Source organism: Acinetobacter sp. 226-1 (assembly GCF_030329325.1).
Taxonomy (GTDB): Bacteria; Pseudomonadota; Gammaproteobacteria; order Pseudomonadales; family Moraxellaceae; genus Acinetobacter; species Acinetobacter sichuanensis.
In genome coordinates this window covers 34,386-48,651 of the sequence record NZ_JACANU010000017.1, presented here as the reverse complement: position 1 = coordinate 48,651, position 14,266 = coordinate 34,386, and the positions used below count along the sequence as shown (strand labels likewise).

General features: G+C 38.0%; 11 protein-coding genes. 3 read left to right on the top strand and 8 right to left on the bottom strand.

Translation table 11 applies throughout. The features are described 5' to 3' along the window. Window positions 1–474 precede the first annotated feature (474 nt). Window positions 475–1,824 carry an MFS transporter gene (locus HX124_RS16450; RefSeq protein ID WP_286384120.1) on the top strand — a complete coding sequence of 450 codons (1,350 nt, stop codon included), beginning with the start codon at window positions 475–477 and terminating at the stop codon, window positions 1,822–1,824. A 62-nt stretch (window positions 1,825–1,886) separates the two neighbouring features. Here the strand turns inward: HX124_RS16450 and HX124_RS16445 are convergent, their stop codons facing one another. The 6 genes from HX124_RS16445 to ribF form a co-directional block, all read right to left on the bottom strand. Beyond that, a complete protein-coding gene (locus HX124_RS16445) occupies window positions 1,887–2,387 on the bottom strand; it encodes a lytic transglycosylase domain-containing protein (RefSeq protein ID WP_107009197.1) in 501 nt (166 codons plus the stop codon). Between the two features lie 390 nt (window positions 2,388–2,777). Further along, a complete protein-coding gene (locus HX124_RS16440) occupies window positions 2,778–3,320 on the bottom strand; it encodes an NADPH-dependent FMN reductase (RefSeq protein WP_286384121.1) in 543 nt (180 codons plus the stop codon). Between the two features lie 142 nt (window positions 3,321–3,462). After that, window positions 3,463–3,945, bottom strand: a complete 483-nt coding sequence (locus HX124_RS16435) for an FKBP-type peptidyl-prolyl cis-trans isomerase (RefSeq protein ID WP_286384150.1) — start codon at window positions 3,943–3,945, stop codon at window positions 3,463–3,465. After that, a complete protein-coding gene (gene lspA, locus HX124_RS16430; RefSeq protein WP_286384122.1) occupies window positions 3,941–4,480 on the bottom strand; it encodes a signal peptidase II in 540 nt (179 codons plus the stop codon). Before lspA ends, HX124_RS16435 begins: the two co-directional genes overlap by 5 nt. Then, window positions 4,473–7,316, bottom strand: coding sequence for an isoleucine--tRNA ligase (ileS, locus tag HX124_RS16425; RefSeq protein WP_286384123.1), 2,844 nt, complete (start codon window positions 7,314–7,316; stop codon window positions 4,473–4,475). The genes lspA and ileS overlap by 8 nt, the downstream gene beginning before the upstream one ends. Before the next feature lie 63 nt (window positions 7,317–7,379). After that, on the bottom strand, window positions 7,380–8,381 hold the full coding sequence (gene ribF / locus HX124_RS16420) for a riboflavin biosynthesis protein RibF (RefSeq protein WP_107009187.1): 1,002 nt from the start codon (window positions 8,379–8,381) through the stop codon (window positions 7,380–7,382). Window positions 8,382–8,588: 207 nt separating this feature from the next. On the opposite strand from ribF, the gene HX124_RS16415 reads away from it, so the two are divergent. Together HX124_RS16415 and HX124_RS16410 are read left to right on the top strand one after the other, a co-directional pair. Beyond that, window positions 8,589–9,725, top strand: a complete 1,137-nt coding sequence (locus tag HX124_RS16415; RefSeq protein WP_286384126.1) for a TDT family transporter — start codon at window positions 8,589–8,591, stop codon at window positions 9,723–9,725. A 209-nt stretch (window positions 9,726–9,934) separates the two neighbouring features. After that, a complete protein-coding gene (locus HX124_RS16410) occupies window positions 9,935–10,585 on the top strand; it encodes a hypothetical protein (RefSeq protein WP_286384127.1) in 651 nt (216 codons plus the stop codon). A 148-nt stretch (window positions 10,586–10,733) separates the two neighbouring features. On the opposite strand, the gene HX124_RS16405 is transcribed toward HX124_RS16410, so the two are convergent. Further along, a complete protein-coding gene (locus HX124_RS16405) occupies window positions 10,734–12,416 on the bottom strand; it encodes an amidohydrolase (protein WP_286384129.1) in 1,683 nt (560 codons plus the stop codon). A 259-nt stretch (window positions 12,417–12,675) separates the two neighbouring features. Next, entirely contained in the window at window positions 12,676–13,980 is a 1,305-nt protein-coding gene (locus HX124_RS16400; RefSeq protein ID WP_286377989.1) for a solute carrier family 23 protein, read from the bottom strand. Window positions 13,981–14,266 lie beyond the last annotated feature (286 nt).

The window sequence follows — 14,266 nt, the reverse complement described above, 5'->3', positions numbered from 1 at the left end:
TTTGCGCTGATGGTAGTGTGGGGTTACCCATGTGAGAGTAAGTCATCGCCAGCTTTTAAATCTAAAAAGCCCCCTCATAATCGAGGGGGCTTTTTTTATGAGAGAAGGAAAGCAAAAATTCAAAATGATGAATAAATTAATTCATGTGAATTGGAAATAAAATCTTAATATTTTTTTTAAAAACTGTCTTATAAATTTGAATTTTTGATAGAGCAAGCTAACTATAGTCGAATTGATAAGCTATTTAAATCTAACATATTGTTTCTATTATCTTTTAAAAATCACTTAGTTACACTTTTCATATAAAACATCATTTTTATTGATAATGAATATAAGTTAGTGGTGGCATTTTATACCAAAAAATAAATTTAATACTATTTAGGTATATATTTATGTTTATAAGGTTTTAGACAAAAAATGAACAGCCATTCATTGTATGTTGAAATTAAGTCTCACAATTGGAGGTGAGTAAAAATGACAGCGCAAACAATGAATGTAAATGCTGTAGTGGATCATGCAAAGTTAAAGTCATTCCACATAAATATTATTCTTTGGTGTTTATTTATCGTCTTATTTGATGGTTATGACTTAGCAATTAATGGGGTAGTTTTGCCTTTATTAATGAAAGAATGGGGCATGACAGCCGTGCAAGCAGGAATGCTTGCGAGTACTGCATTAGCAGGAATGATGTTTGGTGCAATGTCATTTGGGATGTTAGCAGATAAGATTGGACGTAAAAAAGTGATCTTAATCTGTGTTTCATTATTTAGTGTATTTACTTTTGCAGGTGGATTTGCTTCAAATCCAACCGAATTTGCAATTTTACGTTTTATTGCAGGTTTAGGTATTGGTGGTGTTTTACCAAATTTAGTTGCTTTAACAGCAGAATATGCACCTCAGCGTTTAAAAAGTACTTTAGTTACAACAATGTTTAGTGGTTATGCTGTTGGTGGAATTATGGCTGCATTATGTGGTTCATGGTTTACCCCAAGTTTTGGTTGGCAAATCATGTTTTATATAGCAGGTATTCCTCTATTATTTGTACCTTTCTTTATAAAATTTTTGCCTGAATCTTTAACTTATTTAGTTAAAGCTCAAAAAAATGATCAAGCTCGTTATTTTTTAAAGAAAATTGAACCAAATATACAGCTTACAGAGAATACAAAACTCGTATTATCTGCAGATGACCAAACTCAAAGTGCGTCTGTTAAAGCATTATTTACAGAAAACCGTGCTAAAGGAACTTTATTATTTTGGGTTGCTTTTTTCATGTGTTTATTAATGCTTTATGCGTTAGGCAGTTGGTTACCAAAATTAATGATGGCAGCAGGTTACTCTTTAGGAAGTAGCTTGATGTTCTTACTTGCACTTAATATTGGTGCTGTAATTGGTACTATTGGTGGAGGGATTCTAGCAGATCGCTTTGATTTTAAACCAGTTTTAATTAGCATGTTGATCGTCGGTATTTTATCTTTAGTCGGTTTGGGCTTCAACTCACCTCAGCCAGTGATTTATTTATTGGTGAGTTTAGCTGGTGCCTCTTCAATTGGAACAAGTATTTTACTTTATAGTTATGTTGCACAATATTATCCTGTAGCTATTCGTTCGACTGGCATTGGCTGGGCATCTGCAATTGGTCGTACAGGTGCGATTGTTGGTCCAATTGTGATTGGTATGCTTTTAGGTATGGAATTACCACATAAATGGAATTTTATTGCAGTGGCTATTCCCGGCGTAATTGGTGTTTTAGCAATTTCATGTATTCGTTTACAGAAAGCTGAGCGTAAAATTGAAGTAAAAGCAGCCGCAATTTCAACAAATTAATTTATTCATGTGTAATAAAAAACCTTGGCACTGTCCAAGGTTTTTTATTGAAAATATTTGCTTTATAACTCATTTTTCAATTGTTTTTGATGTTCCTCTACTTGCTCTGCATAACGATTACCTTGTCTTTTCATTTTCCAACTTGAGTGGTAGCCTGTAGGTCCAACATTATAATAAGCAAGGGCTTTTTTCCAACTACCTGCAGATTTGTTGTACTTGGCTAAAATAAAAGTACCACATTGAATATTGGTATTTTCATCAAATAAGTCACCTTGGCAAGTTTGCTGCCAATAACGCGGAATAACTTGGGTTAAACCGACAGCGCCTGCAGGTGAAATAACTCCACTGCGATAGCTAGATTCTTGTCGGATCATCGCAGCAAGTAGCAATGGATCTACATCATATTGTTCAGCATGTTGCAAAATCATAGGTGCAATACGTTGAGCCGTTGTTGTTTCTACAGAATAGGCTTTTTGGATACCCGTTGCGAGTAAGAGTGAGCGTTTTTCAAGTGATCCATTATCAACGGAAGCACAACCAGTAACAACAAGGCTTGTGCCAATGAAAAAAAGTTTTGTACTTTCTAAGAAAGTCTTCGAAAAAGAATGATAAAATTTGGAAAAATAACAATAAATTGACAAAATACAACCAAAAGAAAAAATATTTATGCGGAATATTAGGTAGCTATGATCGCTCAGTCAATGATGAATTTTTTAAGATTTGCAAAGGAATGTGAGTGTTTAATAAAAAACAGCCCAATCATCCTGATTGAGCTGTTTTGTATCGGTTTATTAGGTATAACTCCTGTCCTACCTCACATCCTGATGCTAGAACTTGATTATTTTTGTTTTGTGTTCTGGAAACTTCCTGTTCCCTATGACTATAGAATAGGTGAAAGTTCCCATTAAGTATATTCGCAAATAGCCACATTTTTTGTACGTTATAGCGTACAACTAGACATTGCCATACTGAATTAATTTATCAAAAGCAGCTTTTAACGCTTTCTCATCAAAAGAATTACCTTCAAATTCCTCAGTTTGATTACGTGAGAAAATATCACGGATTTCAATGACGGCATTGCTATCAATTAAGCCAAGTTGAGTACCGACTTGTCGAAGTTGATCAACAGCTCGAGAACCATTGGTTGAACCATAACCGATATAAGCTGCTGATTTAGCTTGCCATTCTTTACCTAGATAATCCAAAGCGTTTTTCAGGGCAGGGCTATAACCATGGTTGTATTCTGGACTGATAAAAATGAAAGCATCTGCTTGGCTAATTTTATCCGCCCATTCTTGTTGTTTGGGTTGATCATAAATACCTGAAAGTGGTGGATGTGCACCTGCAAAAATAGGTAAATTCCATTCTTTTAAGTCAATAATTTCAGTTTGAACAGTGCTGTATTCAAAACTTTTGATGGTTTTTTCTGCCCAACGCGCGACTTTAATCGCTGTGCGCCCTTCACGGACACTACCGACTACAATATAGAGTTTCATAATTAAGCCTTTGTTTTTTAATTTTATTAAGTTAAAGCTTCTCTGTCTTTTTGCATAGGGGCAATTTGTATCTTTATCGCAGATCAAAAAATTAAGCTGCGAATAAAAAAGCTCCCGAAGGAGCTTTTATAGGTCGATGATATTACATCAATTTTATGCCTTGCTGACCTGCAGGTGTCACCTTGAAAATTTCCACTTCAAAGGTAATATTTTTACCTGCTAAAGGGTGGTTAAAATCAACTTCGGTAATGTCATCACCAACAGTTTTAACTACGCCAAAGAGGCTTTGTTTGGCTTTGTCTTCAAACTCGATCATGTGACCTTCGACAGGGCGTTGTTCAAACTTAATAGTGTCAAATTTTTGAACATTTTCAGCATTCCACGGACCGAAAGCATCTTCAGGAGGAAGGCTAACCGTACGACGGTCACCTGCACGTAATCCAAAAAGTGCTTTTTCAAAACCAGGTAATAAACTACCATCACCCATCACAAGACTAACAGGCTCTTCACGACTGCGGGTATTGTCAATTTCTACGCCATTTTCAATAGCAACAGAAAAGTGCAGGTCAACTTTAGAACCTTCTGCGATACGGGTTTCTTCATTTGGGTTAATAATTTCATCAATCATTTTGCGCTTCCGCACGCTGGATACGTTGCTTTTCTAAAAAGAAGGTATCAATTAATAATAAAATAGTGCCTAAAGTGATGGCACTGTCTGCAATATTAAAGATTGGGAAATGGCTGTTGTTATAATATACATGTATAAAATCAACAACATAACCTAATGAAACCCGATCAATCAGATTACCGACAGCTCCACCTAAAATCAGGGCAATGGCAGCAGGTAGGATGATCAATTTTTTGGGCATACGCATGAGCCAAAAAATAAAGACAATCGAAACAATGCCTGCTAAACCTGTAAAGAAATATTTTTGCCATCCACCGGCATCGGACAAGAAACTAAAGGCTGCGCCATAGTTATGTGCTAATGTCCAATTTAAAAAGGGCATTACAGGATTTTGTTCACCATATTTTAAATGGCTAACTGCAATCCATTTGGTCCATTGATCCAATACAATGGCAAGGACTGAAAGTCCAAGCCAAATGATATTGTGAGGATAAAACTGCAATAAGCCCTTTTTATTTTGTGGATTAGGCATATTTTCTCTCTTCGCCCTGACCTGTAGGAAGGTTAATAATACAACGTGAACAAAGACCAGGATGTTCATGATGTGTATTTACATCAGGAAGCACATGCCAGCAACGTGCACATTTTTCACCATCTGCGGCTGAAACTTTGACACGTAAACCGTCCAGATCAGTTGTCTCACCTTGTGTTTCATCAAATGCATTGACGATAACTTGAGAGGTAAGCAAGACAAAACGAAGCTCATCACCTAGACGATCCAGAACTGTTTTGAGTTCAGTATTTGCCCAAAGTTCAACTTTTGCTGACAAGTTTGAACCAATCAGTTTGGCATTACGTGCCGCTTCAATTTGCTTATTCACCGCAGATTTTACGGTGATTAAGGTTTGCCAATCTGCTTCTGAAATCAGGTTTGCAGTTGATGCAACAGGAATGTCATACCATTCAGCCGTAAAGACATATTTTTCAGACTGTTCAGGAATCAGTGGCCAAGCTTCTTGTGCTGTGAAGCTTAAGATTGGAGACATCCAACGTACAAATGCTTGTACCAAGTGATATAAAGCAGTTTGTGCAGAATGACGTGCCTGTGAGTCTGCTTTAGTCGTATATTGACGGTCTTTGATGATGTCTAAGTAGAAACCACCTAAGTCATTAATACAGAAATTGGTTAAAGCATTGGTGACGATATGGAAGTTCATATCCTCATAAGCTTGTTGAATGGTTTTCTGTACTTCTGCTGCACGTTGCAAAATGTATTGATCCAATGCGATCAATTGATCTACAGGCAGTGCATCTGTTGAAGGTTTGAAACCATTCAAGTTTGCCAATAAGAAACGTAAAGTATTACGGATACGACGGTAACCGTCTGACGCACGGCTAAAGATTTCTTTACCTGCCGTCATTTCATAACGGTAGTCGGCAGATGCGATCCAGAAACGTAAACCATCTGCACCCATATCTTTGATAATTTCTTGAGGGGTAATGATATTCCCAATCGATTTTGACATCTTACGACCTTTCTCATCCACAACGAAACCGTGAGTGAGCAAGCCTTTGTATGGTGCACGTTTGTTGATGGCAATCGAAGTCAACAAAGACGATTGGAACCAACCACGATGTTGGTCTGAACCTTCAAGATACAAGTCAGCAGGGTCGTTCAGTTCTTCACGTTCACGAAGCACTGCATAGTGTGTTGTACCTGAGTCGAACCATACATCTAAAGTGTCACGAACAGCGTTGTACTGTTCAGCATCATCACCGATGAACTCAACTGCATCACGGTTATACCAACCATCAATGCCTTCTTTTTCGATCAGTTTGGCAACTTCTTCGATCAATTCAGGTGTGCGAGGGTGTAATTCATTGGTATCTTTATGCACGAAGAATGGGATTGGCACACCCCAAGTACGTTGACGAGAGATACACCAGTCAGGGCGACCTTCGATCATCGACTCAATACGGTTTTTACCCCAGTCAGGCACAAAGCTGATGTCATTTTCAATGGCATTCAAGGCATCTTGACGTAAGCCTTTATTGTCCATGCTAATAAACCATTGTGGTGTTGCACGGAAGACAATCGGCGTTTTATGGCGCCAGCAATGTGGATAGCTGTGTACGATTGGCACGTGTGCCCAAAGTTTGCCTGCTGTACCGAGTGCTTCAATGATTTGTGGGTTGGCTTTATAGATGTGCTCACCTGCAAACAGTGCAGATGTTGGCAAATACACCCCATTACCACCGACAGGATTTTCAACTTTTAAGTTGTACTGTAAGCCAACTTTATAGTCGTCTACACCATGACCCGGCGCAGTATGTACTGCACCTGTACCACTTGTTGCGATGACGTGTTCACCTAAAATTACAGGCACTTGGCGATCTGTAATAAGTGGATGTTGAAGCTGTAAATTTTCAAGTTTGCTACCTGTAAAATCAGCTAAAACTTTTGGATTTTCAAGCTTGTAACGTTCACATGCAGACTCAACTAAATCTTTTGCCAAGATGAGGTTTTGTGTGCCACGTTCAGATTGAACTTCGACCAATTGATATTCAATTTCAGCATGTAGCGCAACAGCTTGGTTAGCAGGCAACGTCCAAGGGGTGGTTGTCCAGATCACGATATCCGTAGGATTGGAAACAGTAACACCCACTTTTGTAGATAAATCAGCAAGATCAACCACACCAAAACCGACATCAATGGCGTCAGATTTTTTATCTTTATAGTCGACTTCAGCTTCGGCAAGTGAAGAACCACAGTCCAAACACCAGTTCACTGGTTTAAGTCCTGGTTCAATATGACCCGCTTTGGCAATTTCACCCAATGAACGTACGATGTCGGCTTCTTGTTTGAAGTTCATGGTTAAGTAAGGATTGTCCCAATCGCCAAACACACCCATACGCACGAAATCTTTCTTTTGCAGTTCGATTTGCGTGTAGGCATATTCACGGCATGCTTTACGGAAAGTCGGAGCATCAACTTTTTGCCCAACTTTACCAACTTTTTCTTCGACTTTGAGTTCGATCGGCAGACCGTGACAGTCCCAGCCTGGCACATAAGGCGCATCAAAACCGTCCATGACACGGCTTTTAATGATGATGTCTTTTAGGACTTTGTTTACAGCATGACCTAAATGGATTTGACCATTGGCATATGGAGGACCATCATGAAGCACATATTTTTTCTTGCCAATACGCGATGCACGAATCTGCTGATAAATGTTGTCGGCATACCACTCTTCCAACCATTTCGCTTCACGTACTGCGAGATTTGCTTTCATTGCAAATTCAGTACCTGGTAGATTCAGCGTAGATTTATAATCCACAGCATTTTCAGGAGTTTGCTTATCGCTCATGCAAGTTGTCATCCAATATTATCAGCCTGATTGCTGACGCGTTTTACAATAAAAAATTTGGGTTTAGAACGGAAAATGGGGTGTATTTTTGCGAAATTCAAGTAATCGCTCAACATCATTGTCAATTCCTGCCTGAAGTGCTTCAAGCGAAGGGTAATTCAGCTCGCCATGTAAATAGTCGAGGAAGGTCACCCGCATTAACAGACCATACAGATTAGCAGAAACATCGGGGAAATGTACCTCCAATCGCCATTCTGGATGATCCTGTTTGATGGCAGGACGGGTACCAACATGACCCGCACCATATAAGGCATTTTCTTGGTAGCCTAAAATGCCTGTTTTATCTGGATTGTCGGCTTTGACTTTTTCAGTTAAAGAAGTGGTTTCACATACCACTTCAACCCCATAAATACCATTTAAACATGGTCGATGGCGCCCCATACGAACATTGATGGTCGGGAAATTGATGGTGCGTCCAATCTGGTCACCATATTGAACTCGTCCAATCATGCTATAAGGACGTCCCAATAATTTGGCAGCCAAAGCCAAATCACCCGCTTGCAGCACCTGACGAATACGGGTTGAACTGACACGCTCACCATCAAATTCGATGGTGGTCAGATTGGTGACATCAAAGCCATATTTTTTTAAAAATTCGCTGTTGCCCTGACGGTCTTTACCAAAGTGAAAGTCATCACCTAAAATCAGGCTTTGTGCATTGAGTTTATCTTTTAAAACATCAGCAAAATTTTCAGCGCTCAGACTACGGAATTGGTTATCAAATTTAGCAATCGCAATGTAGTCCACACCCAATTCAGTTAAGTATTCTACTTTTTCTCTGAGTGAGGTAATGCGTGGCGGAGCCTCATAAGCTTTAAAAAATTCTAAAGGCTGTGGCTCAAAAATCATCACCAATGTTTTGAGGTTTTTGGTTTTGGCAACTTCTTGAAGTTGAGAAACCATGGCTTGATGTCCCAAATGGACACCATCAAAATTGCCAATCGTCACTGCGGTTTGGGGCAATTGTAAATTCGGTGCTAAGGCATTTAGACGTAACAGCTGCATGATTTCAAAATAAACTTAAAATTTGAAAGGATATATATTGCCATATTCTCACAGTTTCGTCTTTGTTGTTGTGTTTTTATCCAGAATTTTTTAATGTGCATGTAAATATATATCAATAAAATTGATTCATTTTATAAAAACAAATCAATTTTATTTATTAATAAGAGCTTTTATAATCAATTTATCTGCTGAAATGAGGAAAAAGCCATGAAAAAGCCATTTTATCAACTACAACACAGCCGCGATGTGATTCGACAGTTTACCCCGAACTGGTTCACCATGACCATGGGAACAGGTGTGGTGGCATTGATTTTACCCGAATTTCCATTTGCACAAGAGATTTTATGGCAAGTGGCAACAGCTTTATGGCAATTCAACACACTTTTATTCATTGTATTTAGCTTAGTTTATGCATTACGTTGGTTGATCTATCCTCAAGAAGCAAAGCAGATTTTTTCCCATCCAAGCATGGCATTGTTTTTAGGTGCAATCCCGATGGGTTTAGCAACAGTACTCAATGGCTTTTTAAAATATGGCGTTGCATTGTATGACGATATCGCGATTCAGATCGCGCAAGTCCTGTGGTTTGTAGATGCGATTTTAGCAATGGGCATTGGGGTATTGGTTCCATTTTGTATGTTCTATAAGCAAGAGCATCAGTTACATACCATGACTGCAATGTGGTTACTGCCAATCGTGGCATGTGAAGTCACAGCAACTTCTGGTGGTTTATTGTTGGCGCATTTGGCAACAGGGCAACAGGCGGTCGGGATTTTATTTGCAAGTTATATGCTGTGGGGTATGTCTGTATTGCCTGCTTTCGGAATTCTGACTATTTTAATGTTACGTCTAGCACTGCATAAACTACCAAGTAAAGAATTGGCTATCAGTGGTTGGTTGGCTTTGGGACCGATTGGTACAGGTGCGTTGGCTCTATTGGTGTTAGGTGCACAAGCACCACAAGTCTTGGCTTATATTCAGTTAGAACAATTGGGTGTGTTCTTTCAAAATGCAGGCATCGTAGCGAGTTTTATTCTGCTTGGCTTTGGAGTGTGGTGGTTTGCCATAGCTGTATTGACCACATTGAAACATGCAGCCACAGACTTACCGTTTAATCTCGGTTGGTGGGGACTGACATTTCCATTGGGTGTATTTACTTTGGCGGTGTTAAATCTGGGGCATCAGTTGCATGTGAGTTTTATTGTGAATATAGGTCTAGCATTTGCAGCAATTTTGATGATGCTTTGGGTCATGGTAATGGCGAAAACTTTAAAAGGCATGTATCAGGGGCATTTATTCTTTTCTCCTTGTCTAAAGGCGTTATTAGACAGTCAACAACGTTAATTTTTCAGCGATAGAAATAAAAGCCCTTAACCGAGTTGAGTTAGGGGCTTTTTATTTCTATACATGGAGACAAGAGCATGAGATGAAAATAATCATTAGATGTTAGTTAATCTTTTCACTTCGGATAGATCAAAAAAATATAATAGTTAATGCTATCATAGTGTTAAATTATACTAACTGACTGAATAATGCAGAAAATAAGGAATGATATGAAACCTCTAAAATTATTTGGATTAGCATTATCAATTATTTCTGCTAATTGTGTAGCAGATCAAAATGTACAAACTAAGATGAATTCACCTGATGATAGGCTTCTAGGTATCAAAATTGATGCTTCTAAGATAGATAAACTAACACCTGAAACATTAACAATAGATTTAAATAGTAACGAAAAAATCCTACTTAATAAAAATGACATGGATATAACTGTTTTTAAGGACAGTAAAGATGGAATCAATAAAATTAAAGCATTAATTGGATTTGATCTGTATTTTAAAAATGATCTTCGATCTAACCATAATTATTTATATGCACAATGTCCTATTACAGAGACAAAAAGTGTTGCTGAGAGACCAACTACCTTTACACAAATTACGAATGGTAAACCATCTGTTTTTACTGCTTACCCATCAAAGACTCTATCTGAAAAAATTATTGATCGTGGTTTTTATTCCTTTAGCTTTGACCCTGATATAAAGAATCCAATAGAAGTTAAGCCTAATACTATTCCAATTGAAAAAGAATTGATTGCTTTACAAATTCATTATTTATGTGTAGTTTTTGGAGGAAGTTTGTACATTGAAGAATTAAAAAAGAAGCATAAAGAAAGTTACATTAAACAGTTTGAAAAATATGAATGATTGAACATATTACATATTAGAACACTATTAATTTTTTCAATGATAGAAATAAAAGCCCTTAACCGAGTTGAGTTAGGGGCTTTATTGTAGAAGCTATTTGAAAGTGAGAAAAAATTTATCTCACTGCATCAAAAATTAAACAGCAAAATCAGTGATCATGCCCATCTGCAACTTCTGTAACTTTTTCATTTTTTGTGGTGACTTTGCTTCGGTCATAAACAACTTTACCGTTGAAAACTGTCATGACAACTTGTGCATTTTCCAAAGCAGTCGGTGCAACTTTAAATAGATTTTGATCCATAATGACTAAGTCAGCAGCTTTACCTTTTTCGATAGAACCCGTTTCTTTTTCAGCAAAAATGGCTTCAGCACCATTGATGGTATGGCTCTGAATCATGTCTGCAAGTGGAATACCCGATTGCACACCTTGGGCAATACGTGTCATTGGGAAAAACTCACGCACAGGGTAGTCGCTTGATGATGTCAGCGCTACGCCCGCATCAAAAAATGCTTTTGGTAGAGGATGACCATCAGCGCGTACACCGAGTTTCAGGAAGCGTGGAATCGTTGGAATCGCCTCGTCACTCACATGGGTAATCATATGGCGCGCATCACGTTGACCATTTTGTTGTTGTGCATATTCATAAGCATCTAGCATTAGATTATAAGTACTTGTTGGACCAATATCATGAATATAGATACGGAATTTTTCTTTATCCAATGCAGCAACCGTTTTCTTTAAAACTTCTTGATCCCAAACGACCGAACCATAAGTACTGCTTGCACCTGTACCAAAAATTTTGATGGAATCTGTCTTAAAGAACTGTCCTTTATATTTCGCACGACGCTCAATAAACCCAGCAATTTGTTCTGTACCTCGTGTTTCGTCTGTCCATTGTAAAAGGTCATAACGTACAGTGAGTTTAGATTCACTATCCAAAGCTTTCATTGCATCTAAGAAAGAATCTGTTGGATAATGTATTGGCACTAAAACAGAAGTAACACCACGCTGTGGAGCAAGATCTTGTTGGAAAGAGAGCACAGCATTTTTATATTCATCAACAGTAAAATCAGGCTGTGGTAAGACTTGAATCACTAAATTTTGTGCACCAAATTCACGTAAAATACCTGTAGGTTGACCATTTTTATCACGGTCAATAAAGCCGCCTGCTGGGTCTGGTGTCTGAGCGGTAATTCCTGCATTTTTTAAAGCACGAGTATTTGCCCAAACTTCATGATGACCATGCGTAATAAAGACCGCAGGAATATCTTTGCCAACAATTTCATCAAGTAGTTGAGCAGGAGATTTACCTGTATTTTCTGCTTGTTCTAAAACATATTTCAGATTCCAACCCACACCACGGACTTGTTTTGCATCAGCATGTTTAGAAAGGAAATCTTGAGTTGCCTGTTTGTAGCCATCTAAACTTTGTGTATCAAGGTTGACCCAATACATAGACTCAGCACGTAAATAAGCATGGTTATGAGTATCAATAAAACCTGGTAGAAGCATTTTCCCGTTTAAATCGACAACCTGAGTTTTATCACCACGCCAATCTTTAAGTCCAGCACTCGTACCGACATAAACAATTTTTCCATCTTTCACCGCAACTGCTTCAGCCTCAGAATGTTTGGCATCTACTGTATAGACAGTACCATTTTCAAAGATAAGGTCAGCTTTTTGCGTTGTTGAAGTTTGATCATCATCGTCATCATCACTACAAGCACTCATTGAAAGTGCAAGCGTTGCAGCGATTGAGCTTAGACATATTTTTTTAAAAGTCGGTGATTTAAAAACAGGTACAGCGAATCCTTGCAAAAGTTGCTTCATGCGAATTTAATCCTTGTTCTTTAGATGATTATTGACTTGCGATCCATGTGCAAAGTGCTTTTAGCCAATATATTGACTTAAATTAAGGTAATCAGCTGTTCTCATGAAGTCAAAAACTTACTTGGTATGTTTTTATGTGATAAAGGTATTAAAGTTGAAGCATATTGCCCTTGTAAGAACAGATTAAATCAAGATGATTCCAGAAAAAAAGCAGCCTTTTAAGCTGCTTAAAATGATTAATTTATTATTTTTTAAATGTTTATTCTGATTGATCTTTTAAACTAAAGAACCAGTTTAAAATCAACGCTGCAAATGTTGCAGTACCAATTCCGCCTAAGTTAAAGTCACCAAATTGCAGTGCAAAATCACCTGTACCTAAAATAATGGTGACTGATGCAACCATCAGATTTTTATTTTTGGAAAAATCAACTTTATTTTCAATCCAGATTTTTGCTCCTGCAATGGTAATTAAACCAAAAACCACAATGGAAGCACCTGTTAAAATAGCCGTAGGAATGGTGTGAATGACAGCACCAAACTTAGGTGAAAAACCTAAGAAAATAGCAAATACACCTGCAATGACGAAAACTACGGTTGAATAGACACGAGTCACCGCCATCACCCCGATATTTTCACCATAAGTGGTCATACCAGGTGCGCCCACGCCACCAGAAAGCGTCGTCGCAACACCATCAGCAAAAAAGGCTTTACCAATTTGTGGATCGAGGTTTTCGCCTGTCATCGCCCCAACTGCTTTGATATGACCTAAATTTTCAGCGACTAAAATTAAAGCAATCGGTGCAATGATTAAAATTGCATTCATATCAAATGTTGGTGAATGAAAGCTTGGCAGACCAAACCATGCAGCATCTTGAATCGGTTTAAAATCAATTGCTGTGCCATAACCCATGACATTGGAAACAATGAAATAAATAAAATAAGATGAGACTAAACCAAGCAGCAATAATAGACGTTGCATTAAACCACGTGTAAAGACGGCAACGACACCCATACAAAGCACAGTGACCAATGCCATCCACATATTAAAGTTATTGCCTGCTACACTTTTGACTGTGACAGGAGCAAGGTTTAAACCGATGATCATGACTACCGCACCTGTGACGACAGGTGGCATGAGTTTCTCAATCCAACGAGTGCCCGTTACCATGACCAATAGACCAAAAATGGCATAGATAATGCCGCATGCCATGATGCCACTAGCAGCCGCAGCAATATTGGGATTGGCAGCACCTGTGCCAGAGGCTGCATAACCTGTTGCAGCAATCACCACGCCAATAAAACCAAAACTTGAACCAAGATAGCTTGGAACGCGACCACCTGTCATAAGAAAGAACAGGATGGTACAGATACCAGACATTAAAATAGCCAGATTGGGCTCAAACCCCATGAGGAAGGGTGCAAGTACGGTTGAGCCAAACATCGCAAAAGTATGTTGTATGCCTAAAACGGCACTTTGAGCAGGAGGTAAATACTCATTGGTACCGACAGGTTGCGAGTTAATATCACCTGTATAGGGACGCCATTTGGGGAACCAGTTGGACATAAATTGAGCGCTCAAAAAACAAATTGCGCACATGATACTCTTTCTTGTTTTGAGTTTTAATCATTTTAGTCAAACTAAAGGATTGCATTTATTAGAAATAATTTATTATTTTTACCATACGGTAAAACTATTGATAGATCTAACCAAATAAAATCAAAGTATTAAAAATAATACAAATAAAAAAAATGCATAATTAAATATTGAATTACTGATTAAAAAAATTTATTTATTATTTATTAGAAATATAAAATGCTTGATCGGATTGGCATTTTTTATCAATAGAAGA

Coding starts and splice junctions, on each gene's coding strand:
- HX124_RS16440 (WP_286384121.1), bottom strand. CDS start 3,320: ATGAAACTCTATATTGTAGTCGGTAGTGTCCGTGAAGGGCGCACAGCG.
- lspA (WP_286384122.1), bottom strand. CDS start 4,480: ATGCCTAATCCACAAAATAAAAAGGGCTTATTGCAGTTTTATCCTCAC.
- ileS (WP_286384123.1), bottom strand. CDS start 7,316: ATGAGCGATAAGCAAACTCCTGAAAATGCTGTGGATTATAAATCTACG.
- HX124_RS16415 (WP_286384126.1), top strand. CDS start 8,589: ATGAAAAAGCCATTTTATCAACTACAACACAGCCGCGATGTGATTCGA.
- HX124_RS16410 (WP_286384127.1), top strand. CDS start 9,935: ATGAAACCTCTAAAATTATTTGGATTAGCATTATCAATTATTTCTGCT.
- HX124_RS16405 (WP_286384129.1), bottom strand. CDS start 12,416: ATGAAGCAACTTTTGCAAGGATTCGCTGTACCTGTTTTTAAATCACCG.
- ribF (WP_107009187.1), bottom strand. CDS start 8,381: ATGCAGCTGTTACGTCTAAATGCCTTAGCACCGAATTTACAATTGCCC.
- HX124_RS16450 (WP_286384120.1), top strand. CDS start 475: ATGACAGCGCAAACAATGAATGTAAATGCTGTAGTGGATCATGCAAAG.
- HX124_RS16400 (WP_286377989.1), bottom strand. CDS start 13,980: ATGTCCAACTGGTTCCCCAAATGGCGTCCCTATACAGGTGATATTAAC.